This is a genomic window from Variovorax sp. GW458-11-26-14-LB1 (genome assembly GCF_059423965.1).
In genome coordinates this window covers 19403-41352 of record NZ_JBWKYW010000016.1, presented here as the reverse complement: position 1 = coordinate 41352, position 21950 = coordinate 19403, and the positions used below count along the sequence as shown (strand labels likewise).

Genomic DNA, 21950 nt, shown 5'->3' with positions numbered 1-21950 from the left:
GGACAACCCTTAAGCCGATCCACCGTCTCGCCCGCACCCACTGCCTGCTCCCGTGCCGCTCCAGACCGTCGAACCCCAACGCCTCTATCGCCAGATTGCCGACCAGCTCCGGGGGCTGATCGCCAAGGGCGAATTCGACGTGGGCGCGCGCCTGCCCGCCGAGCGCGACCTGGCCAAGCAGCTCGGCGTGAGCCGGCCCTCGGTGCGCGAGGCGCTCATCGCGCTGGAGGTCGAGGGCTGGGTCGAGGTGCGCACCGGTTCGGGCGTGTACGTGCTCGACCGCTCGCACCGCGCCAGCGCGCCGGTGGCGCCCACCGAGTGGGGGCCGCTGGAGCTGATCCGTGCGCGCCGCGTGATCGAGGGCGAGACCGCCGCCATCGCCGCCCTGTCGGGCAAGCGCAAGGACGTGGACGCGATGACACGCGCCATCGCCACCATGCGCGAGATGGCCGACCGCAACGTCATGCCGCTGGACGGCGACCGCGCCTTTCACCTGGCCATCGTCGGCGCCAGCGGCAACGTGGTGCTGGTCGAGACGGTGCAGGGCTTCTGGGATTCACGCCGCGGCCCGATCTTCACGCGGCTGGGCGGCTACTTCGAGACCGTGACCTCGTGGCGCGCCGCCATCACCGAGCACGAGGCGATCCGCGACGCCATTGCCGCGCGCGACGCCGACGCCGCGCGCAGCGCGATGCACACGCACATGGACAACTCGCACCACCGTTTCAGCGCGAGCTGGCGCCGCGCCAAGCCCGCCTGATTCCTCGCCAGCCTTCCTGCCAGTTCACTACAACGGAGACACACCCCATGATCAGCAGCAGCAAGAACAGCAAACGCACCGCCCTCAAGGCCCTGGCCGCCTGCGCCCTCGCGGCAAGCGCGCTCGGCGTATCGGGCATCGCCTCGGCGCAGACCAAGCTCAAGTGGGCGCACGTCTACGAGACCTCGGAGCCCTTCCACAAGTACTCGGTGTGGGCGGCCGAAGAGATCAAGAAGCGCAGCAACGGCAAGTACGACATCCAGGTGTTCCCGGCCTCCAGCCTGGGCAAGGAAGCCGACATCAACCAGGGCCTGACGCTGGGCACGGTCGACATCGTGCTGACCGGCGCGAGCTTCGCGGGCAACAGCTACAAGCCGCTGGCCATCACCTACTTTCCGTTCATCTTCCGCGACGCGGAGCACCAGCTGAAGTACGCCAGGAGCGACGTGTTCAAGGAGCTCGCCAAGGGCTACGACGACAAGACCGGCAACCACATCACGGCGCTCAACTACTACGGCGCGCGCCACGTCACCTCGAGCGCGGCCAAGCCGGTGAGCAAGCCCGAGGACATGAAGGGCCTGAAGATCCGCGTGCCCGACGCGCCCGCCTACCTGGCCTTTCCCAAGTCGCTGGGCGCCAACGCCACGCCGATCGCCTTCGCCGAGGTCTACCTCGCGCTGCAAAGCGGCACCGTGGATGCGCAGGAGAACCCGCTGCCCACCATCGAGGCCAAGAAGTTCTACGAGGTGCAGAAGAACATCTCGCTGACCGGCCACATCGTCGACTCGCTGCTCACCGTGGTCTCGGGCCAGCTGTGGGCCAAGCTCAGTGCCGACGAGAAGAAGATGTTCAACGACGTGATGCAGGAAGCCGCCGAGAAGACCGGCCGCGAGATCATCGCCTCCGAGACCCGGCTGGTGGAGGAGTTCAAGAAGAAGGGCAACAACGTGATCACGGTCGACAAGGGCGCGTTCCGCGAGGCCGTGCTCAAGAACACCAAGCCCACCGACCACGGCTACCGCCAGCAGGACTACGACCGCATCATCGCGATCAAGTAAGGCCACACGATGAGCGACGACAAGCTGCTGGGCGACGACGGCGAGTTCCACGCCAAGGACGAGGCCGTCGACCTGTCCGGCACCACCGTGGAGGCCTGGGCCGCCCTGGGCATCTTCTGGGTGCTGGGCCTCACGGTGCTCTACCAGTTCGTGACGCGCTACGTGCTGAACGACTCGGCCTCCTGGACCGAGGAGATCGCGCGCTACCTGCTGGTGGGCACGGTGTTCGTGGGCGCGTCGATCGGCGTGGCGCGCAACAACCACATCCAGGTCGACTTCTTCTACCGCCACATGCCGCCGGCCATGGGCCGCGCGCTGGGCCTGCTGGTCGACGTGCTGCGCACGGCGTTCTTCGCGGCGGCGGTGGTCATGACGGTGCAGATGATGCTCAAGATCGGCAACAACGCGAGCATGACCATCGTCGACCTGCCGATGAACATCGTCTACGGCGTGTGCCTGCTGGGCTTCGTCGCCATGTGCGTGCGCTCGGTGCAGGTGAGCGTGGTGCACTGGCGCCGCGGCTACTGCGTGCTGGAGCGGCCCGAATCCACGATCGACGACCGCTGAGGTCGCAACCCCACCCCACAACGACAACAACATGCTGAAGATCGCCTTCCTGCTCTTCATGAGCGCCGGCATCCCGGTCGCCGTGGCCATGGCCGGTGCCTCGCTGGTCTACATCCTCTGGAGCGGCAACCTGCCGGGCTTCGTCGTCATTCACCGCATGGTGAGCGGCGTCGACAGCTTTCCGCTGCTCGCCGTTCCCTTCTTCATCCTCGCCGGCAACCTGATGAACAACGCCGGCATCACCAACCGCATCTACAACTTCGCGCTCGCGCTGGTGGGCTGGCTCAAGGGCGGCCTGGGGCACGTGAACATCCTGGGCTCGGTGATCTTCTCGGGCATGAGCGGCACCGCCATCGCGGACGCGGCGGGCCTGGGCACGATCGAGATCAAGGCCATGAAGGAGCACGGCTACTCGACCGAGTTCGCGGTCGGCGTGACCGCGGCCTCGGCCACGCTGGGGCCGATCATTCCGCCGAGCCTGCCCTTCGTGATCTACGGGATGATGGCCAACGTGTCGGTGGGGGCGCTGTTCATCGCGGGGCTGATGCCGGGGCTCATCATGACGCTGCTCATGATGCTCACGGTGGCCTACTACGCGCACAAGAACGGCTGGGGCGCGGACGTGAAGTTCCAGTGGCCGCGGCTCATGAAGGCGCTGGTCGAGCTGCTGGTGGTGTGCCTGTGGCCCACGCTGCTGTGGTTCGCGGTCGACAAGTTCGGCGCGCCGGCCCAACCGGCGGTGGCCATTGCGCTGGTGATTCTTTTCGCGGCCGACAAGGTCTTCAAGTTCGAGGCGGTGCTGCCGATCATGACGCCGGTGCTGCTCATCGGCGGCATGGCGACGGGCCTGTTCACGGCCACCGAAGGCGCCATTGCCGCCTGCGTGTGGGCGATGGTGCTGGGCTTCTTCTGGTACCGCACGCTGCAGTGGAAGATGTTCGTCAAGGTGTGCCTGGAGACGGTGGAGTCGACCTCGACGGTGCTCTTCATCGTGGCGGCCGCCTCGATCTTCGGCTGGATGCTGACGGCCACGGGCGTCACGGCCGACATCGCGAGCTGGGTGCTCAACTTCACCAAGGAAGCCTGGGTGTTCCTGCTGCTCGCGAACCTGCTGATGCTGTTCGTGGGCTGCTTCCTGGAGACCACCGCGGCCATCACGATCCTGGTGCCGATCCTCTTGCCGATCTCGAACCAGCTGGGCATCGACCCGGTGCACTTCGGCGTGGTGATGGTGCTCAACCTCATGATCGGCGTGCTGCACCCGCCGATGGGCATGGTGCTGTTCGTGCTGGCGCGCATCGCCAACCTCAGCATCGAGCGCACGACGATGGCGATCCTGCCCTGGCTGGTGCCATTGCTGTTGAGCCTGGGCATCATCACCTACTGGCCCGCCACCGTGCTGTGGCTGCCGAAGATCATGCAGTAACGACCACCGCCGGCGCACCCGCGCCGGCTCCGAGAACGATACCCACGATGACTCCCTACATCCGACTCCATCCCGCCGACGACGTCGTCATCGCGCGCTCGCAACTGCTGGGCGGCACGCTCGTCGAGAACGTGGCCGTGCGCGGCCTGATCCCGCCGGGCCACAAGGTCGCGATGCGCGCCATCGCGCAGGGCGAACCGGTGCGCCGCTACAACCAGATCATCGGCTTCGCGAGCAAGCCCATCGCGCCCGGCGAGCACGTGCACACGCAGAACCTGGACATGGGCCCCGACAAGGGCGACTTCGAACGCGACTACGCCTTCGGCGCCGACGTGAAGCCCGCGCCCGCAAAGCGCGAGGCCACCTTCATGGGCATCAAGCGCGCCGACGGCCGCGTGGCCACGCGCAACTACATCGGCGTGCTGACCAGCGTGAACTGCTCGGCCACCGCTGCGCGCGCCATTGCCGACCACTTCTCGCGCAAGACCAACCCACAGGCGCTCGCGGCGTTCCCGAACGTCGATGGCATCGTCGCGCTCACGCACGGCACGGGCTGCGGCATGGACACGCAGGGCATGGGCATGCAGATCCTGGAGCGCACGCTCACGGGCTACGCCACGCATGCGAACTTCGCGGGTGTGCTGGTGGTGGGGCTGGGCTGCGAAGCCAACCAGATCAACGCCTGGCTCGCGACCGGCCACCTGGCCGAGGGCGAGAACTTCCGCACCTTCAACATCCAGGACACGGGCGGCACGCGCAAGACGGTCGAGAAGGGCGTGGCGCTCATCAACGAGATGCTGCCCCGCGCCAACGCCGTGAAGCGCGAGCCGTGCAGCGCGGCGCACATCACCATCGGGCTGCAGTGCGGCGGCTCCGACGGCTACTCGGGCATCAGCGCGAACCCGGCGCTGGGCGCGGCGGTCGACCTGCTGGTGGCGCACGGTGGCACGGCCATCCTCAGCGAAACGCCCGAGGTGTACGGCGCCGAGCACCTGCTCACGCGCCGCGCGGTGAAGCGCGAGGTCGGCCAGAAGCTCGTGGACCGCATCAAGTGGTGGGAGCACTACACCGAGATCAACGAAGGCGAGATGAACAACAACCCCTCGCCCGGCAACAAGGCGGGCGGGCTCACGACCATCCTCGAGAAGTCGCTGGGCGCGGTCGCCAAGGGCGGCACCAGCAACCTCGAGGCGGTGTACGAATACGCCGAGCCCGTCACCGCGCACGGCTTCGTCTACATGGACACGCCGGGCTACGACCCCGTGAGCGCCACGGGCCAGGTGGCGGGCGGCGCGAACCTGATCTGCTTCACGACCGGTCGCGGCTCGGCCTACGGCTGCGCACCCTCGCCTTCGCTCAAGCTGGCGACCAACTCGGCGCTGTGGCAGCGGCAGGAAGAAGACATGGACATCAACTGCGGCGAGATCGTCGACGGCACCGCCTCGATCCAGGAAATGGGCCAGCGCATCTTCGAGCTGGTGCTGGCCACGGCCTCGGGCGCGCACTCGAAGAGCGAACAGCACGGCTACGGGCAGAACGAGTTCGTGCCGTGGCAAGTCGGTGCGGTGATGTGAGGCCCGCCCTCCCCTTCGGCTATGCCATCCCATTGAACGCACGAGGAGCCTGATCCATGTCCAGAACCCTGCCGGCCGACGGCCTGCAAGCCAACGTCGCCCGCATCCTCGAAGCAGCGGGCAGCAGCGCCGCCGAAGCGCAGCAGGTGGCCGCCAACCTCGTGCTGGCCAACCTCAGCGGGCACGACTCGCACGGCGTGGGCATGCTGCCGCGCTACATCGATGCGGTGGCCGAAGGCGGCCTCGTGCCCAACGCGGCCGTGAAGGTCAACCTCGACATCGGCACGCTGATGGGCCTGGACGGCCAGCACGGCTACGGGCAGATCGTCGGCGTGCAGGCGATGGAGCTCGGCATCGCGCGCGCGAAGCAGCACGGCAGCTGCATCTTCACGCTCGCGAACGCGCACCACCTGGGGCGCATCGGCCATTTCGCCGAGATGGCGACGGCGCAGGGGCTGGTGGCGATGCACTTCGTCAACGTGCTCTCGCGGCCCGTGGTGGCGCCCTGGGGCGGCGGCGACGGGCGCTTCGGCACCAACCCGTGCTGCATCGGCATTCCGCTGGCGGGCGCCGAACCCTTCGTGCTCGACTACGCGACCAGCCGCGTGGCGCAGGGCAAGATGCGCGTGGCCCACAACAAGGGCGAGCAGGTGCCCGACGGCTACCTCATCGACGAACGCGGCGCGCCCACCAACGACCCGGGCGTGGTCGTGGTGCCGCAGGGCAACGGCCTGTTCGGCGCGCTCATGACCTTCGGCGAACACAAGGGCTACGGCATGGCCGTGGCCTGCGAGTTGCTGGGCGGCGCGCTCACGGGTGGCGGCACCTGGCACCGGCCGGCGGACACGGCACGCACGGTGCTCAACGGCATGCTGACGGTGCTGATCGACCCCGCGAAGCTCGGCACGCAGAAGGCCTTCGACGAGGAGGCGCGCGAGTTCATCGGCTGGCTGCGGCAAAGCCCGCCGGGCCAGGGCTTCGAGGCCGTGCAGATCGCGGGCGAGCCGGAGCGCCAGGCGCGCGCGGCACGCCGGCGCGACGGGGTGTGGGTCGATGACGCGACCTGGGGCGAGATCGTCGCCGCCGGCGCGAAGGTGGGCGTGGCCGTCGCCTAGCGCCGCGCCGCCTGGCGCGACTTCTGGCTCAGCACCAGCGCGATGCCGCCAAGGATCGCCACCGAGGCGAGCGCCAGCCGCGGCGTGATCGCTTCCGACAGGAACAGCACGCCGCCGAACGCCGCCAGCAGCGGCACCGACAGTTGCACCGTCGCCGCCCGCAACGCCGACAGCCGGCCCAGCGCCGCGTACCAGACGACGTAACCGAGCCCCGAGGTCAGCGCACCGGAGGCCACGGCCAGCGCGACGCCGCGCGCATCGGCGTGCGCGCGCGTGGCGAACACCAGGCTCAGTGCCAGGGCCAATGGCACGGCGCGCAGGAAGTTGCGCGCGGTCGCGGCCAGCGGGTCGGCCACGCCCCGGCCGCGCAGCGAATACACGCCCCATGCCACGCCCGCCACCGCCATCAGCACGGCGCCCAGCAGCGGCGGCGCCGCAACGCCCGGCGACACCAGGTAGACGAGCCCGGCCGCCGCGAGGACGAAGCCGCACCACGCCAGCACCCCGAAGCGCTCGCCACCGCCCAGGCCCGCGCCCAGCATCGTGAGCTGCACCGCGCCGAAGAGGATCAGCGCGCCCGTGCCCGCCGGGAGGCTGAGGTAAGCGAAGGAGAAGAACGCGACGTACGCGAACAGCATGACGGCCGGGAGCCAGCCGGTGTGCCCGAGGGCGGACGGCTGCGCCCGGAAGCGCACGACGAGCGCCAACGTGATCGCCCCGGACGCGAGCCGGATGCTGCCGAAGCTGGCGGGGTCGATGCCGCCGTGCTGCAGCGCGAGCCTGCACAGCAGCGAGTTGGCCGCGAACGCGACCATGGCGACGGCGGTGAGCACGACGGCGTGCAGGAGAAGGGCCGGGCGGGCGGCGGCGGCGTCAGGCATGGCGCGCCCCGGAAGGCCAGCGGCGGCGGGAAGGACAAGCACTCATGCGAGCCTCCGATCCAGAGGTCATGCGAAACGGGCTTGTCACCGCGGCACCGCGTGGCGGCAAGGGAGAAATTCGATCGTACGCGCCGCAAGGGGCCGCGTCGAGTTCAGCGTGGCGGCGCCGGACTTGCCGGCAAGGCCGTCAAACGATCAGGGCGATCGTGGCTTCCAGGTGTTCGGACGGCGCGCGGCGGAAACCCGAACGCGCAAAGCGCTGCAGCTGCCCGACCACGAAGGCCGTGAGCGCCGCGGCGCGCACCTGGGCGTCGACGCTGGGCGTGGCCGAGCCGTCGGCGGCGGCCGCGCCGCGCAGCACCTGGCGCAGCGTGGCCTCGATCTTGTCGAAGAACTGGTTCATGCGCTGCTGCAGGCGCTCGTTCTCGAACACCAGCGCATCGCCGACCATGACGCGCGTCATGCCGGGGTTGCGCTCGGCGAACTGCACGAGCAGCACGAGGATGCGGGCCGCCTGCTGGCTGCCGGTGGCGCCTTCGCGCTCGAGGATCTGGTTGACCAGCGTGAAGACGCTCTGCTCGATGAAGTCGATGAGGCCCTCGAACATCTGGGCCTTGCTCGCGAAGTGGCGGTACAGGGCCGCCTCGCTCACCTCGAGCCGCGCGGCCAGCGCGGCGGTGGTGACCCGCTCGGCACCGGGCTGCTCCAGCATGGCGGCCAGCGCCTGCAGGATCTGCACGCGCCGCTCGCCCGGCTTGGGGCGCTTGCGCGTCGGTGCGGCGGCGGGCGTGTCGGCCGGGGTCTCTACGCCGGGGGCAGCTGTCTCTTCGTTCTGCATGGGAGCGCGTGCAAAGATGTAATCAATTGATTCTCGCACAGCGCAGTGAGCGCGCGCCTTCCGCCGACGGAAGGCACGCGGAGGGCGCTCAGCGCGCCCGGATCATCGTGCCGTAGGCCTGGTCGGTCAGGATCTCGAGCAGCATCGCGTGGGGCACGCGGCCGTCGATGATGTGCACCGCGTTCACGCCGCTCTTGGCCGCGTCGAGTGCGCCTTCGATCTTGGGCAGCATGCCGCCCGAGATGGTGCCGTCGGCGAACAGGTCGTCGATTTCGCGCGCGCTCAGGTTGGTGAGCAGGTTGCCGTTCTTGTCGAGCACGCCGGGCGTGTTGGTCAGCAGCATGAGCTTCTCGGCCTTGAGCACCGTGGCGAGCTTGCCGGCGACGACGTCGGCGTTGATGTTGTAGCTCTCGTTCTCCTCGCCGAAGCCGATCGGGCTCACGACGGGAATGAAGGCGTCGTCCTGCAGCGCCTTGACCACGCTGGGGTCGATGGAGACGATGTCGCCGACCTGGCCCACGTCGTGGTGCACGTTCGGGTCGGTGCGGTCGGCCAGCTTGAGTTTCTGCGCGCGAATGAGGCCGCCGTCGCGCCCCGTGAGGCCCACGGCCTTGCCGCCGGCCTGGTTGATCAGGCCCACGATGTCCTGCTGCACCTCGCCGGCCAGCACCCATTCGACGACTTCCATGGTCTCGGCGTCGGTCACGCGCATGCCCTGCACGAAGCTGCCCTTCTTGCCCAGCTTGTTCAGCGCGGCCTCGATCTGCGGGCCGCCGCCGTGCACCACCACCGGGTTCATGCCGACCAGCTTGAGCAGCACCACGTCTTCGGCGAAGTCGGCCTGCAGCGCCGGGTCGGTCATGGCGTTGCCGCCGTACTTGATGACGATGGTCTTGCCGTGGAACTTGCGGATGTACGGCAGCGCCTGGGCCAGGATCTCGGCCTTGTCGCGCGGAGGGATGTTGAGGACGGGGTCGGTCATGGGCGGTCAGGCTCCAAAGCGGTGGACGATGGGAAGAATTCTCGCAACAAGGCGGCGCCGGCGGTCAGGGCCGCAGCCAGCGCGGGACCTTGAAGCGCACGATCATCAGGTACGCCCCGACGTAGGTCGTGACGAACAGAAGGCAGAACAGCATCAGCACGAAGGTGTTGTTCCAGAACAGCACCGCGGGTACCACCGACAGCGCGGCGAACATCCACAGGTAGGGCGAGGTGCGGTTGTTGCGCGCCAGCAGCTGGCGCGCCTCGTCGTCCGCGAAGGCCACGCGCACGATGCGCCGGAAGATCAGCTGGTGGAAGTGCAGCGCATCGGCCGTGCCCGGCGACTGGCCCCGGGCCAGCTTGCGGTAGATGGAGAACAGCGTCTCCCACACCGGGTAGATCAAGAGCAGCATCGGGAACCATGGCGACACCACGCGGTGGCGCTGCACCAGCGTCACGCAGGCCACGGCGATCACCATGCCCCAGACGTAGGCGCCGCCGTCGCCGGCGAAGATCTTGCCGCGCGGGTAGTTCCAGACCAGGAAGCCGAAGGTGGCGCCGACCAGGCAGATCACCATCGCGGCCAGCTGCCGGTCGCCCAGCTGCAGCGCCACGTGCGAGATCGCCAGGCACACGAGCACGGCCACGGTGCCGGCCAGCCCGTTGTAGCCGTCGATGATGTTGAAGGCATGCGGCAGGCCTCCGATGGCCAGGGCCGCGAAGACCAGCGAGGCATAGGGCAGCAGCGCGAGCCAGCCGTCGAGCGTCTCGAAGCCGGTGCGCGCCACGCCCAGCCCCTGCACCCAGCACACCAGCAGCGCCGAGCCGATCGTCAGGCCCAGCCGGTAGCGCACCTTGACCTGCTGGGTCACGTCTTCGACGATGCCGCCGAGCACGGCGGGCAGGATGCACACCAGCGTGAGCATCGAGGACTTGAGCGGCCAGGCGATGTTCAGCGGCTCGATCAGGCCGGCGCCCAGCCAGGCCGCGCTCATGCCGAGCATGATGCCGGCCCCGCCCAGGCGCGGCACGTGGCCCTTGTGGAAACGCTGGGGCATGTCGGCGCCGTAGCGGCGCGCGTGTCTGCGCGCGCGGCGCATGAACAGCTGCACCGCGATGGCAGAGACGAAGAAACTGAGGATGATCAGGGCAATCATGAGTGGGGTTGGGGGAACCCTAGAATTCCCGAGCGAAATTAGACCATGCCCACGCCCCCTTCTTCACCCCACGCCCCGGTCACCCTGTCGATCGTGAGCCACGGCCAGCTCGCGCTGGTGCTGCCGCTGCTCGAGCAGCTCGACCGGCACAGCCGGGACGCGATCGCCAAGGTCGTGCTCACGCTGAACATTCCCGAGGCCGACCTGCTCGCAGGACGCCAGTGGGGTTTCGCCATCGAGCGCATCGAGAACGCGGCGCCCCTGGGCTTCGGCGCCAACCACAACCAGGCCTTCGCGCGCTGCGACACGCCCTGGTTCCTGGTGCTCAACCCCGACATCCGCTTCGATGCCGACGTGCTCGCCCCGATGCTCGCCCAGGCCGCGCCCGACGCCGGCCTGATGACCCCGCGCATCCTGGAGTCGGGCCGGCCCGAGCCCGAGCCGCACCGCGCGCTGCTGACCCCCTTCGAGATCCTGGGCCGCAAGAAGCCCGGCTACCAGCCGCCGGCCGTGCCGGCCTGGATTCCGGGCCTGTTCATGCTGTTTCGCAGCGAGGCCTACCGCAAGATCGGCGGCTTCGACGAACGCTTCTTCATGTACGGGGAAGACTTCGACATCTGCGCCCGCACCCGGCTGGCCGGCTGGAAGCTCCAGGTGACCGAAGACCTGCGCGCGCGCCACGACGCCCAGCGCGCCAGCCACCGCAGCAAGAAGTACCTGTACTGGCACGTGACCAGCCTGCTCAAGGTGTGGCTGTCGGGCGCTTTCTGGCGCTACTGGCGGCTGCAGCGCGCCGCCGCCTGAAAAAGGCACGGCGGCGTTTGCGAGGACAATCGGGACCGAAAAGCCCCGCACGAAAAGCCCGCAAGCGCCGCTTTCAGCACCGACGATGACGACCACGAGCAGCCCGACCTCCCTCCCCGAACACGCCCACCTGGTTCACCCGAAATACCGCCCGGACATCGACGGGCTGCGCGCGGTCGCGGTGCTCTCGGTGCTCGGCTACCACGCGTTCCCGCAGTGGATCAAGGGCGGCTTCATCGGTGTCGACATCTTCTTCGTCATCTCGGGCTTTCTGATCACCACCATCATCCTGGGCAGCTTCCAGGGCGACGGCTTCAGCTACCGCGAGTTCTATGCGCGGCGCGTGAAGCGCATCTTCCCGGCGCTGGCGCTGGTGCTGCTGGCCACCATGGCCTTCGGCTGGTTCGCCCTGCTGCCGCACGAATGGGAACAGCTGGGCAAGCACGTGGCCGCGGGCGCAGGCTTCGTGTCGAACTTCGCCTTCTGGAACGAGGCCGGCTACTTCGACAACGCCGCCGAGACCAAACCGCTGCTGCACCTGTGGTCGCTGGCCATCGAGGAGCAGTTCTACATCTTCTGGCCCGTGCTGCTGGGCCTGGCCTGGAAGCGCAAGTGGCGCATGCTCACGGTGCTCGGCACGGTGGCGGCGATGTCGTTCCTGCTCAACGTGACGACCATCCACAGCCACCGCACGGCCGCGTTCTATTCGCCGCTGTCGCGCTTCTGGGAGCTGATGATCGGCGGCATGCTGGCCTATGCGCGGCTGCACCGACCGCCGCCGAAGCCGGGCTGGAGCCGCCACGCGCAGTCGATCGCCGGCCTCGTGCTGATCGTGCTGGGCCTATGCTACATCCGCGGCGGCAAGGCCTTCCCCGGGTTCTGGGCCATCCTGCCGTCGGTGGGCGCCTTCTTCTGCATCGCGGCCGGACCGAGCGGCGTGCTCAACCGCTACGTGCTGGCCTCCAAGCCGATGGTGTGGGTGGGGCTGATCAGCTACCCGCTGTACCTGTGGCACTGGCCACTGCTTGCCTATGCGCGCATCCTGGAAGGCAAGCTGCCTTCCGACGGCATCCGGGCGCTGATGCTGGTGGCGTCGTTCGTGCTGGCCTGGCTCACCTACCGGTTCGTCGAGCGCTACACGCGCCGCAGCGAGAACCCGACGGTGACGGCGGGGCTGGTGGCCGTGATGATCGGCTTCGTCGTGCTCGGCCTGCTGGCGACCACGCGCTACTACGTCGGCCGCCACAGCGACCCCTACTTCAACAAGACCGCCGCGGCCGCCAAGGACTGGGCCTACCCGGACGGCCTGAGCCCGATCAAGGTCGATGGCGAGGTGCTGCAGCAGATCGGGCAGGGCAAGCGGCGGGTGCTGTTCTTCGGGGACAGCCACGTCGAACAGTACGGGCCGCGCGCCGTCGAGCTCTCCAAGACCTCGCCGGGCACGCTCGATTCGCTCTCCTTCGTGACCTGGGGCGCCTGCCCGCCGATTCCCAATGTGGTCGACGAGCAGAACAACCTCTGCGGCGAACGCCGCGACGGCGGCATGCGGCTGGCCATGAGCGACCGGTTCGACGCCGTCGTCTTCGGCGGCTGCTGGAACTGCTACTTCACCGAGACCGGCAAGCCCAACGCAGAGAACGCAGCGGCCGACCGCTACTACTTCTTCGACGGCAAGGACAAGCGGCGCTTCATGGGCGGCGGCGGCGTGGACTTCTCGCTCAACATGCTCGAGACCGTGCTGACCACGTTGGCCAAGCACAAGCAGGTCTACCTGCTGCTGGACAACCCGGTCGGCGAGGGCTTCGGCCCCGAGGAGTTCATCAAGGGCGGGCGCCTGGGCGACATGCAAGTGGGCAAGATGTCGCCCACCGCCCCCTGGGACCCGAGGCAGAAGGCGCTGCACGAGCGCATGCGGCAGATCGCGCAGCGCAGCGGCGCCATCGTGATCGACCCGATCCCGAGCCTGTGCCAGAAAGACTGGTGCACCCGCGCCGATGCCGACGCCACGCCGATCTACAAGGACGCGGGCCACCTGCGCGCCGAGTATGTGCGCTCGCACGCCACCTACATGGACCCGGCGATGACGTCGGCGCCGGCCCGCTGAGGGCCAGGCTGCGGCGGCCTGCGGGCCGCCGCGGCGCGCATCAGGACTTGTAGACCTTGCGCAGGCTGCGGATGCCCGGCAGCTTCGTCAGCGCGCCGATGAAGCGCACCATGCCCGGCGTGCTCCGGCGCAGCAGGAACAGCGTGATCCACAACCGCAGCTTCTTCTTGCGGCCCACGTACGGGTTCGCGAAGACGATGGCCGCGTAGTCGTCCAGCACCGCCGTCATCTCGCCGCGGTACTGGTCGTCCTTCTTGATGGCCTCGATCGCCTCGTTCACGAAGAACAGCTGGAAGCGCGGCATCAGGTATTCGCGCAGGTAGTAGCGGCCGCGCTGGTGCTCGTCGGGGAACATCTGCAGCAGCTTCTTGAAGTACTTGAAGCGGCTGCGCACCATGCGGATGCCGAACGAGGTGCTGGCCGTGTGGATGCACCAGACCGTCACCGCCTTGTCCACGAAGTGATTGCTGTAGCCCTTGCGGAAGATGCGCAGGAACAGGTCGTCGTCCTCGTAGCCCATGAACTGCGAGTCGAAGCCGCCCACCGCGTCGAAGGCCTTGCGGCTCACCAGCGCGGCCGAGGGCAGCACGAACATGTCGTAGCGCAGCAGGTCGAAGATGCTGCGCTTCGGGTGCTGTGCGTGGTCCTTGATGACGCCGGTGCGGATCACGTTGCCGTCGCCGTCCGCCTCGTACAGGTCGGCGTAGATGTAGCCGAACAGGCGGTCGTCCCACGGGATCGACGACACCAGCGTCTCGATGTGGTTCGGCAGGTAGAAGTCGTCCTGGTCCAGGAAGCAGATGTACTCGGAGGTCGACGCCGCCACGCCCGCATTGCGCGCCGAGCCCTGGCCGCCGTTCTCCTTGTCGAGGATGCGGAACGGATAGCGGGCCGCCAGCCCGTCGAGCGCGGCGCGCTCCTCCGGGCGCGAGCCGTCATTGACCACGATCACCTCGTGTGCGGGCACCGACTGCTCGAACACACTCTTCACCGAGCGCTCGATGAAATCGGCGCCGTTGTAGAACGGGATGATGACCACGACGTTCGGCCAGGCCATCGGCTCGCCGGGCGGGGAAGGGTTCGCGGGGACGTTGGTTGGGTTCATTGTTGTTGTGTCAGACAGATTCGAAAAGATCGCGGACCACGCCGCGCACCCCGCGGCCGAACTTGTCGTAGCGACCGGTCATGGCCTCGCGCAGGATCGGCACGCACCGGGCCAGGCGCGAGGCCGGCAAGGCGGCGCGGAAGCGCTGGTGCACGATCTTGCTGCGCACCTTGTCGATGATCTCGGGGGGCACGCGATCGCCGAGCTGGAGCAGACGCTCCAGCAACAGCTCGGCCTTGATCGCGCGCTCGACGTGCGTGTTGCCGCGCGAGGCGAGCGCCTTGCGCACCTTTTCCTTGTAGGTGTCGCGGCGGGCGCCGATCTGGTTGGATTCGTGCTGGCGGTATTCGATGAGCGGCTCTTCCAGCAGGTCGACCCGCGACGTCGTCGACGCGATGATGGCCAGCCATTCGTCGTGCACCCACTCGACGGGCAGCGGCAGCGCATCGGCGAGCAGCGCACGACGGAAAACCGTGGTGGCGCCGGTCACGAGGTTGCGGCGCAGGAACACATCGAACGCCCGGCCCGTGTGGATCCGCTCGAGCTCCGACGGTGTGACCTCCAGCGCATGGAACAGCGTGTTGCCCAGGTCGCGGCCTTGGGAATCCACGAGGCGCGCGTCGGTGTGCAGCAGCCAGAGGTTGTCGTCCTGCACGAAGGGCGCCACCATCCGCTCGAGCCGGTCGGGCACCCACACGTCGTCCTGGTCACTCAGCGCGATCAGGTCGCCGGTGCAGGCCGAGATGGCCTGCTCGAAGTTCTTGACGACCCTCAGGGCCACCGGGTTCTCGAAGACCCGCAGGGCGATGGGCGGCCCGGGGCGCTCCGCCGCGCATTCGGCCACCGTAGCGCGCACGACATCGACCGAGCCGTCGCGCGAGGCATCGTCGGACAGCACGATCTCGATCGGCGGCCGGGTCTGCAGGCAGATGCTGCGCACCTGCTCGCGCAGGAAGCGGACGCCGTTGTAGGTGCACAGGGCGACGGAGACTTCGAGAGGACGGGGATTGCGCATGGGTGGATCGTTTTTCTGTCGGGCATGCTGCCGATGGCAGCCGCAGCCCGTCCGATCGGGGGAGCGGTGGGCTCTTCCATGGTTACGAATTGCGGGGGAACCGGAGCCGGTAAAATTATCTCTCAGTTGATACTCTGAATAAAATGCGCGGGCTCGCACGAGCACCGTCCCGGCCCATCCGGCCATAGCCCTCCAAGAAATCCCGCTTGACCCCCTCGGCCACGAAGCGCTTTTGCTCATCGCCGTTTCACGCGGCGGTGGGACCCTGACCCTGCACATCGGCATCCGCATGGCAGACAAAGACACTGACGCACACGCATGAGCCAAGTTCATTCCAATCTCCATCGAAGCGCCCTGGCCGACTGGTGGGAAGGCACCCGCCGCACCGACATCTGGTGGACGCTGGCCTGGTTCGACGTGGTGCTGCGCTATCGCCGCTCCATGCTGGGGCCGCTGTGGCTCACGCTGAGCATGGGCATCATGATCGGCGGCATGGGCCCGCTGTATGCCTCGCTCTTCGGCACCCAGCTGGACAAGTTCTTCCCGCACCTGGCGCTCGGCGTCATCTTCTGGGGTTTCTTCTCCGCGATCGTCACCGATGCCTGCAACGCCTTCGTCGGCGCCTCCAACTACCTGAAGCAGGGCTACTTTCCCATCAGCCTCTTCGTGTGGCGAGGCCTGGGACGCAACCTGATCCAGTTCGCCCACCAGATCGTGCTGTACATCCCCGTCGCCCTGTGGGCCGGCGTCTCGCTGTCGTGGTCGGTTCTCCTGGTCATTCCGGCCTTCCTGATCCTCATCGTCAACGCCCATGCGCTCGGCCTGCTGCTGGGCCTCATCTGCACCCGCTACCGCGACGTGACGCAGATCATCACCAGCATCATGCAGATGCTGATGTTCCTCACCCCCGTGTTCTGGCTTCCCGAGAACCTCCCGGGCCGCGCCAAGTACGTGCTGTGGAACCCCTTCGCGCAGATGCTCGACCTGCTGCGCACGCCGCTGATGGGCGGCGTGGCCCACCTCGAAAGCTGGATCGGTATCGGTCTGTGGACCGTGTTGTGCCTGACCGCCGCGAGCGTGATGTTCGTCAAATACCGTCGCCGCGTCGTTTACTGGCTCTGATCCATGGCATCCATTTCACTCAAGAACGTTTCGGTCAGCTTCCCCATCTACGGGGCCGGCTCGGTGTCACTCAAGAAGACGCTGGCGGCCTCCGTCACCGGCGGGCGCTTCGGCAAGGAAACCGGCGTCACCGTGGTGCAGGCGCTCAGCGGCCTCAACCTCGAACTCAAGAGCGGCGACCGGCTGGGCCTCATCGGCCACAACGGCGCAGGCAAGTCCACGCTGCTGCGCACGCTGGCGGGCGTCTATGAACCGTCGTCGGGCGAGTTCACGCGCCAGGGCTCCGTGGCCAGCCTGATCGACCCCGCACTGGGCATCGAGATGGACGCCACCGGCATCGAGAACATCATGCTGCGCGGCCTCGTGATGGGCATGAGCAAGAAAGAGGTCGACCGGCTCACGCCCGACATCTGCGAATTCAGCGGCCTGGGCGAGTACGTCAACATGCCCGTTCGCACCTACTCGACCGGCATGATGATGCGGCTGGCGTTCTCCATCTCGACCAGCGTCGAAGCCGACATCCTGCTGATGGACGAATGGCTGTCGGTGGGCGACGCCGCGTTCACCGAGAAGGCCGAGAAGCGGATGCGCGACGTGGTCTCCAAGTCGGGCATCCTGGTGCTGGCCTCGCACTCGCCCGAGCTGATTGCCAAGGAATGCAATCGCGTGATTCACCTGGAGCACGGACGAATCGTAGAAAGCTGAGGAAGCACGGCTGCAAACGCCGTGACTCACATCGGTCTCCGTAGACCCTCCGGGCATTCAACGAATATGATGATTGCCCCCCGTCTTGCGCCCCCAAGGATTGAATGAATATGCATTTCAAGTGCAACATTTGCGCGTCTGTCCGTGTGGGCCGGTCATTGACACGGGGTGATGGGCGCAATGTCCTGTTCTGCGAGAACTGCGACATGGGGGTCGTCGAAGTGGTTCCCGAAGATACGAGTGTCTTCTATGAAGACACGTACTACGGTGCGAGCAACGCGGACGAGGTCGGATACCACGACTACGAGTTCACGGCGGATCACAGCCTTCTGTGGGTCCAGCTGGTGCTGGAGGCGATCTCACCCGCGGGCCGGATTCTGGACATCGGTTGTGCCAACGGCCATTTGCTCCGAAGCCTGAACGGCGACTACGAACGCTTCGGCATCGAGGTCAATGCGGCCGCAGCCGGCGTGGCCCAGCAGAGAGGCGTGGCCGTCATTGCCTCCGATGTGTTCGATCCCGCAGTCAGCAATCAAACGCATGGCAGTTTCGACTTCATCACGTCGATCGCAACCTTCGAGCACGTGAACGATTTCAGGGGCGCATTCGATGTTTCCCTGAAATCCCTTCGACCCGACGGTGTCCTCATCTTCGAGGTCCCGCTGATGTCGTACACAAGGAACAACAAGGATTGGCTCGAATCCTCTTACGAGCATGTCTACTACCCCACGGTCAAGGGGCTGGAGGCCTTGTTCAAGGAATTTCCGGACCATCAATTCACTGGATTCGAGTCCGATATCGCCGGGTACAGCTCGACCTACATCGGCGTCGCCGCTCACGATTCTGCGGTCTTCGCTCGCGTGAGCCAGCTTCTCGAGGCAATGACACGGCCTTCGCCCGCCGGTCTATCCGACGAGGAGACCTGCATCAATCTTGCGTACAACGTCGTCCACTCATTCAACGTGACTGCCGACCGCATTCTGGCGCTGCCTACGCTGGTCAAGCATGCCTACAGTTTCAATCTGGTGAAGCGCCTGACCCAGCTCTGGCATGCGGACCGGGTCGTTGCAGACAATGCCGGAGGCGCATTGGAAAGTGCGAAATGGCACGAACAGCAAGCGAAGAACTGGCAGCACGAGTGGAATCGCCTGCATCACGACACTGAAGAATTGAAGGCGACCAACGCCGAGATGTACAAGCAGTTGCAGTCTCTGTCCAAGCGACACTGAAGACCACGTTGGAGCAGATGATGCCTCGGTCTCCGGCAAGACTGCGGCCTTGCCGCACTCTGCGCGATCGCGAGTCGTCCTTCAGATCGAGGCTACTTTCGCGAAAGCGGCCCCATACGCCTCGATCATCTTTTCGCGGCTGAAATGCGCCAGCGCATGGGCGCGCGCGGCAGTCTTCAGTGCGTCGAGCGCCTGTGGCTGCCCCTGCAACCTGGACAGCAGTCCGTGAATGCGCTCGGTTTCAGTCGGATGCATCAGAAAACCGTTGACCCCGTCGGCCACCAGTTCAGGGATTCCGCCCACTGGCGCTGCAATCACGGGAATGCCACACGCATTCGCCTCCATGACCAGAACGGGTCTGCCATCGAACTTCGACGGCAGGATGAGCACATCCAGTTGGTGCAATGCTTCTTTGGCGTGCTCCACAAAACCGTGATACCTCAGCCTGTCGGTGATCCCACTGGTTGCAACGCGTTCCTTGACCATGGCCGCATCGGGGCCCGTGCCGAACATGTCGAAATCGAGACCGGGGTTCAGGCTCGCCAGCCGCCGCGCCAATTCGATGAACCCAACAGGATTCTTCTCACCTGACATCCGGCCGACATATCCAACCTTGAGTCCAGCGCCGCTGGGCGGCGTGGCGGCAGGGAAAAAATCGTCCACGTCGACGCCGCTGCGAACGACAACAACAGGAGGATCGGGCCTGCGGGACGATCGCCTGATGAAATCGCCCATGAAATCACTCTCGACGATCACGGCATCGAAGCATCCTTCATAAAGGAAGTGGTTCAACGTATGGCCGATTTCGTTGTACAGGATGTCGGCAATCCGCAGCGCAGGCAACCGCTCTTTCCAATAGGGAAGGAGGTGATACAGCTGGGTCGCACCCACCTGCAGGACGAGATCTATCTTGCGATCGACAAGAAGTTCTTGAACCAGATCGAACCGGGTCACCGAGGACATGCCGGACAGGTTGAGAAGATGCCCGGTCGAGGCGAAATCTTCCAGCGCATCAGACTCATAGTCTGCCGATGCATCGCCGCAATAAGCCACCGTGATCTCGACTCCGCGCGCTCTGAGCGCACGGAAGATCGCAATCGAGAGAGCCCCCTTCACCAGGAAAGGGAGCAGTGCCATGATACGGGGCGAGTTCATTTGGTCAGGGCACGGACAAGACGCGACCATGCACGCCGGGGAAAGGAGGGTGAACCACGTGAGGCCAGAGCTTCATTGAGCGCCTGGTGCTCGGCCTGGAGCGAACGATAGGCGCGCTCCCAGTTCTCGCACTCCCCTTTGAAGTAGTCCCTTGCCTCGATATAGGCCTGGATGTCGCGGTGACAGGAGTCCCTCGCCTCGATATAGGCTTGGATGTCGCGGTGACAGGAGTCCCTCGCCTCGATATAGGCCCGGATGTCACTGTGAAGCTTGTCGACTTCCTGATAGGCATCGGCGCTCGGCCCCGCAAATGCAAGGGAACGTCGACCGATTTCGGCGAGCTCGGGATGGTTGCTGTAGTTTCCCAGCATGGCAAGGAAATGCTGGAAATCAGAGACCGCTGTCGATTGCATCATCACGCCGATCAGCCTATGTGCCTGCAATGGCGGCAACTGGCTCAGCGATGGATGGCGGCATGTCCATGCAACCATTCGCGTGATGGAAGGAAGCAGCGAACGCGCTTCGGCAAGAGGCACCAGATTGCGTTGCATCGCGTAGCTGACCTCGAGCAGCGTGCCGACCGGATCACCGTGTGTCACGCCACGCGAGTGCGCACGAATGGAAGTCAGGGGCTGCGGAATGATGGCGAACTTGCATCCGTGCTGCAGCGCGCGAGTCCACAGTTCGTAGTCCGGCGCGCGGACCATCAGCGGGTCATCCAGCCCGATTCGCTGGTGCGCGGAGGCGCGCACCATGGTGGAGGACCGGCACAGATGGTTGGCACCGATCCAGGTGTCGACCAGATTCAGGTCGCGCGGCTGGTTGTATCCCGCCTCCATCGCGTCGGCCGATGGGTGCCGATTGTCATTCTCGTCATAGATCGCGACATAGGTACCAATGACATCGAGTTGTGGATTCCGGCTAGCCGCCTCCAACTGGATTTCGGCTTTTCGCGGATCGACCCAATCGTCCGCATCCAGGTTGACCAACCACTCGCCACGCGCTTCTTGAACCGCCCGGTTGTAGCTGGCCGCACCGCCCAGGTTCTTCTCATTGACGAACAGCCTGATGCGCGGGTCTTCGAAGGAGGAAACGATGGCCACCGAGTTGTCGACGGATCCATCGTCCACGACCACGATCTCGAAGTCCTGCACCGTCTGGTCCAGGATGCTGCGCAACGTCTTGCCTATGTAGCGCTCGTAGTTGTACGAAAGAACGATGTACGAGAGAAGCGGGCTCTTGCTCATTGGAGGCAACCAGTGACGCGGTCCAGCTCACCCGCCGACAGGTCAGCGTGGAAAGGCAAGCCGATGACACGGGGTGCGAGGGCGTCGGTTGCCGACAGGTCGGACCTCGGCACATCCTTGAACGCCGGATGCCGGTGGCAACCCAGGCCCCACCAGCGACGCCATTCGACCTTGGCATCGTCGAGCCGAGCCAGGGTCGCGGCGAGATCCGCAGCCGGAACCATCACGTTCAACGTCATGGTGACCCAATCGGTTCCGACCCCGCGCTGCAGCTGCACCGCTTTTCCTTCCAGTCGACTCGCATACGCGGCCGTCAGGTCACGCATTTCCTGGAGGCGCGCCGGCAGCCCGTCCAGCGCCGCCAAGCCCACCGCTGCCGCGTATTCGGAAATGCGATAGTTGCCCGCGCGCAGCGAAGACAGGCGCTCCTGGCCGGCGAATCCGAAGCCCGTCATGGCGGTCGCGCGTTCCATCAACGCCTGGTCGGCACAGAAGATGGCGCCGCCTTCGCCGATGCCCAGCGTCTTGGTGGCATGCAGGCTCACGCAAACGGGTTGCTGGCCGATACCGGAGAGCGAAGTCAATGCCGCCGCCGCATCGAACACGACGGGAATCCCGTGCCGCGCCTCGAAGTCTGCCCACGCGGCGAAGTCCGGCGGCGCACCGAAGGCACTGACGACCAACACGGCAGCAACCGGGCCGGGCACGGACTTCAGCGCGGCGGTCGCGATTTCGGGCGTGAGCGCCAGGGTGTCCGGATTTGCCTCAAGCAGGTACGGCGTCAGCCCGGCATTGCACACCGCGTGCGCACTGGCGATGAAGGTGAACGCCGGCATCAGGCAGTGGCCGCCTTGTTCGCAACGCAACCTCAATACAAGCTCGATCGCGGTGGTTCCATTGGAGGTCAGCGTCGTGTGACTGCCTCCGACCAGATCGCCGAGACGGCGCGCAAACTCTCCATTGAGCGGCCCGTAGTTGCTGTACGTGCGGGAGCTGTCGATGCGCTCGAGGTAAGGAAGGAGTTCAGCCGACGTTGGCAGTTTCGGTCGCAAAACCTTGATCGTCGCCGGAGAAGCGTCGCGTTCTTGCATGGGCATGACTTGAGAC

At 66.3% G+C, this 21950-nt stretch carries 20 protein-coding genes; 11 read left to right on the top strand and 9 right to left on the bottom strand.

Annotation, left to right across the window (positions count from 1 at the left end; all coding sequences use genetic code 11):
• The first annotated feature begins 52 nt into the window (after positions 1–52).
• From AC07YS_RS13105 to AC07YS_RS13080, 6 genes are read left to right on the top strand one after another with little or no spacing between them, the layout of a single operon-like run.
• Positions 53–760, top strand: coding sequence for a FadR/GntR family transcriptional regulator (locus AC07YS_RS13105; RefSeq protein ID WP_062471117.1), 708 nt, complete (start codon positions 53–55; stop codon positions 758–760).
• Between the two features lie 47 nt (positions 761–807).
• Positions 808–1818, top strand: coding sequence for a sialic acid TRAP transporter substrate-binding protein SiaP (locus AC07YS_RS13100; protein ID WP_095949517.1), 1011 nt, complete (start codon positions 808–810; stop codon positions 1816–1818).
• 9 nt (positions 1819–1827) lie between these two features.
• Complete coding sequence (locus tag AC07YS_RS13095) at positions 1828–2385, top strand: TRAP transporter small permease (protein WP_070060225.1); 558 nt, start codon at positions 1828–1830, stop codon at positions 2383–2385.
• 31 nt (positions 2386–2416) lie between these two features.
• The gene (locus tag AC07YS_RS13090; RefSeq protein WP_095743531.1) at positions 2417–3811 is read left to right on the top strand and encodes a TRAP transporter large permease; all 1395 of its coding nucleotides are present in this window, start codon (positions 2417–2419) and stop codon (positions 3809–3811) included.
• A 47-nt stretch (positions 3812–3858) separates the two neighbouring features.
• Positions 3859–5385, top strand: coding sequence for a UxaA family hydrolase (locus AC07YS_RS13085; protein WP_495269003.1), 1527 nt, complete (start codon positions 3859–3861; stop codon positions 5383–5385).
• 56 nt (positions 5386–5441) lie between these two features.
• Positions 5442–6500 carry a malate/lactate/ureidoglycolate dehydrogenase gene (locus tag AC07YS_RS13080; protein WP_495269004.1) on the top strand — a complete coding sequence of 353 codons (1059 nt, stop codon included), beginning with the start codon at positions 5442–5444 and terminating at the stop codon, positions 6498–6500.
• On the opposite strand, the gene AC07YS_RS13075 is transcribed toward AC07YS_RS13080, so the two are convergent.
• The 4 genes from AC07YS_RS13075 to AC07YS_RS13060 all read right to left on the bottom strand — a co-directional run bounded on the left by AC07YS_RS13075 (position 6497) and on the right by AC07YS_RS13060 (position 10357).
• Positions 6497–7381 (bottom strand): DMT family transporter, encoded by an 885-nt coding sequence (locus AC07YS_RS13075; protein WP_447740957.1) that lies wholly within the window; start codon positions 7379–7381, stop codon positions 6497–6499. The genes AC07YS_RS13080 and AC07YS_RS13075 overlap by 4 nt on opposite strands.
• 187 nt (positions 7382–7568) lie before the next feature.
• Entirely contained in the window at positions 7569–8219 is a 651-nt protein-coding gene (gene slmA / locus AC07YS_RS13070) for a nucleoid occlusion factor SlmA (RefSeq protein ID WP_062471138.1), read from the bottom strand.
• A gap of 88 nt (positions 8220–8307) precedes the next feature.
• The gene (gene argB, locus AC07YS_RS13065) at positions 8308–9201 is read right to left on the bottom strand and encodes an acetylglutamate kinase (RefSeq protein WP_062471140.1); all 894 of its coding nucleotides are present in this window, start codon (positions 9199–9201) and stop codon (positions 8308–8310) included.
• A 64-nt stretch (positions 9202–9265) separates the two neighbouring features.
• Positions 9266–10357, bottom strand: a complete 1092-nt coding sequence (locus AC07YS_RS13060; protein ID WP_062471143.1) for a glycosyltransferase family 4 protein — start codon at positions 10355–10357, stop codon at positions 9266–9268.
• Positions 10358–10402: 45 nt separating this feature from the next.
• On the opposite strand from AC07YS_RS13060, the gene AC07YS_RS13055 reads away from it, so the two are divergent.
• Positions 10403–11161 carry a glycosyltransferase family 2 protein gene (locus tag AC07YS_RS13055; RefSeq protein ID WP_095743527.1) on the top strand — a complete coding sequence of 253 codons (759 nt, stop codon included), beginning with the start codon at positions 10403–10405 and terminating at the stop codon, positions 11159–11161.
• An 85-nt stretch (positions 11162–11246) separates the two neighbouring features.
• The gene (locus AC07YS_RS13050; RefSeq protein ID WP_495269005.1) at positions 11247–13265 is read left to right on the top strand and encodes an acyltransferase family protein; all 2019 of its coding nucleotides are present in this window, start codon (positions 11247–11249) and stop codon (positions 13263–13265) included.
• Positions 13266–13305: 40 nt separating this feature from the next.
• On the opposite strand, the gene AC07YS_RS13045 is transcribed toward AC07YS_RS13050, so the two are convergent.
• Positions 13306–14370 (bottom strand): glycosyltransferase family 2 protein, encoded by a 1065-nt coding sequence (locus AC07YS_RS13045; RefSeq protein WP_159273766.1) that lies wholly within the window; start codon positions 14368–14370, stop codon positions 13306–13308.
• A gap of 10 nt (positions 14371–14380) precedes the next feature.
• The gene (locus AC07YS_RS13040; protein ID WP_495269006.1) at positions 14381–15385 is read right to left on the bottom strand and encodes a glycosyltransferase family 2 protein; all 1005 of its coding nucleotides are present in this window, start codon (positions 15383–15385) and stop codon (positions 14381–14383) included.
• Positions 15386–15703: 318 nt separating this feature from the next.
• Between AC07YS_RS13040 and AC07YS_RS13035 the strand changes: the two genes are divergently transcribed.
• The 3 genes from AC07YS_RS13035 (at position 15704) to AC07YS_RS13025 (ending at position 18441) form a co-directional block, all read left to right on the top strand.
• Complete coding sequence (locus tag AC07YS_RS13035; RefSeq protein ID WP_492686368.1) at positions 15704–16507, top strand: ABC transporter permease; 804 nt, start codon at positions 15704–15706, stop codon at positions 16505–16507.
• Positions 16508–16510: 3 nt separating this feature from the next.
• On the top strand, positions 16511–17212 hold the full coding sequence (locus AC07YS_RS13030; protein ID WP_492733766.1) for an ABC transporter ATP-binding protein: 702 nt from the start codon (positions 16511–16513) through the stop codon (positions 17210–17212).
• A gap of 206 nt (positions 17213–17418) precedes the next feature.
• Positions 17419–18441: a class I SAM-dependent methyltransferase gene (locus AC07YS_RS13025; protein ID WP_495269007.1), complete on the top strand. Its 1023-nt coding sequence runs from the start codon at positions 17419–17421 to the stop codon at positions 18439–18441.
• Positions 18442–18522: 81 nt separating this feature from the next.
• Here the strand turns inward: AC07YS_RS13025 and AC07YS_RS13020 are convergent, their stop codons facing one another.
• Genes AC07YS_RS13020 through AC07YS_RS13010 form a run of 3 tightly spaced genes read right to left on the bottom strand, consistent with a single transcriptional unit; the run spans position 18523 to position 21934 of the window.
• On the bottom strand, positions 18523–19578 hold the full coding sequence (locus AC07YS_RS13020; RefSeq protein ID WP_495269008.1) for a glycosyltransferase: 1056 nt from the start codon (positions 19576–19578) through the stop codon (positions 18523–18525).
• 14 nt (positions 19579–19592) lie between these two features.
• Positions 19593–20843: a glycosyltransferase family 2 protein gene (locus AC07YS_RS13015; protein ID WP_495269009.1), complete on the bottom strand. Its 1251-nt coding sequence runs from the start codon at positions 20841–20843 to the stop codon at positions 19593–19595.
• Positions 20840–21934, bottom strand: a complete 1095-nt coding sequence (locus tag AC07YS_RS13010; protein WP_495269010.1) for a DegT/DnrJ/EryC1/StrS family aminotransferase — start codon at positions 21932–21934, stop codon at positions 20840–20842. Before AC07YS_RS13010 ends, AC07YS_RS13015 begins: the two co-directional genes overlap by 4 nt.
• Positions 21935–21950: the final 16 nt, after the last annotated feature.

What these genes read in the sequence shown, in the direction of transcription:
- AC07YS_RS13100 (WP_095949517.1), top strand. Translation starts at nt 808, where the DNA reads ATGATCAGCAGCAGCAAGAACAGCAAACGCACCGCCCTCAAGGCCCTG.
- AC07YS_RS13095 (WP_070060225.1), top strand. Translation starts at nt 1,828, where the DNA reads ATGAGCGACGACAAGCTGCTGGGCGACGACGGCGAGTTCCACGCCAAG.
- AC07YS_RS13090 (WP_095743531.1), top strand. Translation starts at nt 2,417, where the DNA reads ATGCTGAAGATCGCCTTCCTGCTCTTCATGAGCGCCGGCATCCCGGTC.
- AC07YS_RS13085 (WP_495269003.1), top strand. Translation starts at nt 3,859, where the DNA reads ATGACTCCCTACATCCGACTCCATCCCGCCGACGACGTCGTCATCGCG.
- AC07YS_RS13080 (WP_495269004.1), top strand. Translation starts at nt 5,442, where the DNA reads ATGTCCAGAACCCTGCCGGCCGACGGCCTGCAAGCCAACGTCGCCCGC.
- AC07YS_RS13075 (WP_447740957.1), bottom strand. Translation starts at nt 7,381, where the DNA reads ATGCCTGACGCCGCCGCCGCCCGCCCGGCCCTTCTCCTGCACGCCGTC.
- slmA (WP_062471138.1), bottom strand. Translation starts at nt 8,219, where the DNA reads ATGCAGAACGAAGAGACAGCTGCCCCCGGCGTAGAGACCCCGGCCGAC.
- argB (WP_062471140.1), bottom strand. Translation starts at nt 9,201, where the DNA reads ATGACCGACCCCGTCCTCAACATCCCTCCGCGCGACAAGGCCGAGATC.
- AC07YS_RS13060 (WP_062471143.1), bottom strand. Translation starts at nt 10,357, where the DNA reads ATGATTGCCCTGATCATCCTCAGTTTCTTCGTCTCTGCCATCGCGGTG.
- AC07YS_RS13055 (WP_095743527.1), top strand. Translation starts at nt 10,403, where the DNA reads ATGCCCACGCCCCCTTCTTCACCCCACGCCCCGGTCACCCTGTCGATC.
- AC07YS_RS13050 (WP_495269005.1), top strand. Translation starts at nt 11,247, where the DNA reads ATGACGACCACGAGCAGCCCGACCTCCCTCCCCGAACACGCCCACCTG.
- AC07YS_RS13045 (WP_159273766.1), bottom strand. Translation starts at nt 14,370, where the DNA reads ATGAACCCAACCAACGTCCCCGCGAACCCTTCCCCGCCCGGCGAGCCG.
- AC07YS_RS13040 (WP_495269006.1), bottom strand. Translation starts at nt 15,385, where the DNA reads ATGCGCAATCCCCGTCCTCTCGAAGTCTCCGTCGCCCTGTGCACCTAC.
- AC07YS_RS13035 (WP_492686368.1), top strand. Translation starts at nt 15,704, where the DNA reads ATGAGCCAAGTTCATTCCAATCTCCATCGAAGCGCCCTGGCCGACTGG.
- AC07YS_RS13030 (WP_492733766.1), top strand. Translation starts at nt 16,511, where the DNA reads ATGGCATCCATTTCACTCAAGAACGTTTCGGTCAGCTTCCCCATCTAC.
- AC07YS_RS13025 (WP_495269007.1), top strand. Translation starts at nt 17,419, where the DNA reads ATGGGGGTCGTCGAAGTGGTTCCCGAAGATACGAGTGTCTTCTATGAA.
- AC07YS_RS13020 (WP_495269008.1), bottom strand. Translation starts at nt 19,578, where the DNA reads ATGGCACTGCTCCCTTTCCTGGTGAAGGGGGCTCTCTCGATTGCGATC.
- AC07YS_RS13015 (WP_495269009.1), bottom strand. Translation starts at nt 20,843, where the DNA reads ATGAGCAAGAGCCCGCTTCTCTCGTACATCGTTCTTTCGTACAACTAC.
- AC07YS_RS13010 (WP_495269010.1), bottom strand. Translation starts at nt 21,934, where the DNA reads ATGCAAGAACGCGACGCTTCTCCGGCGACGATCAAGGTTTTGCGACCG.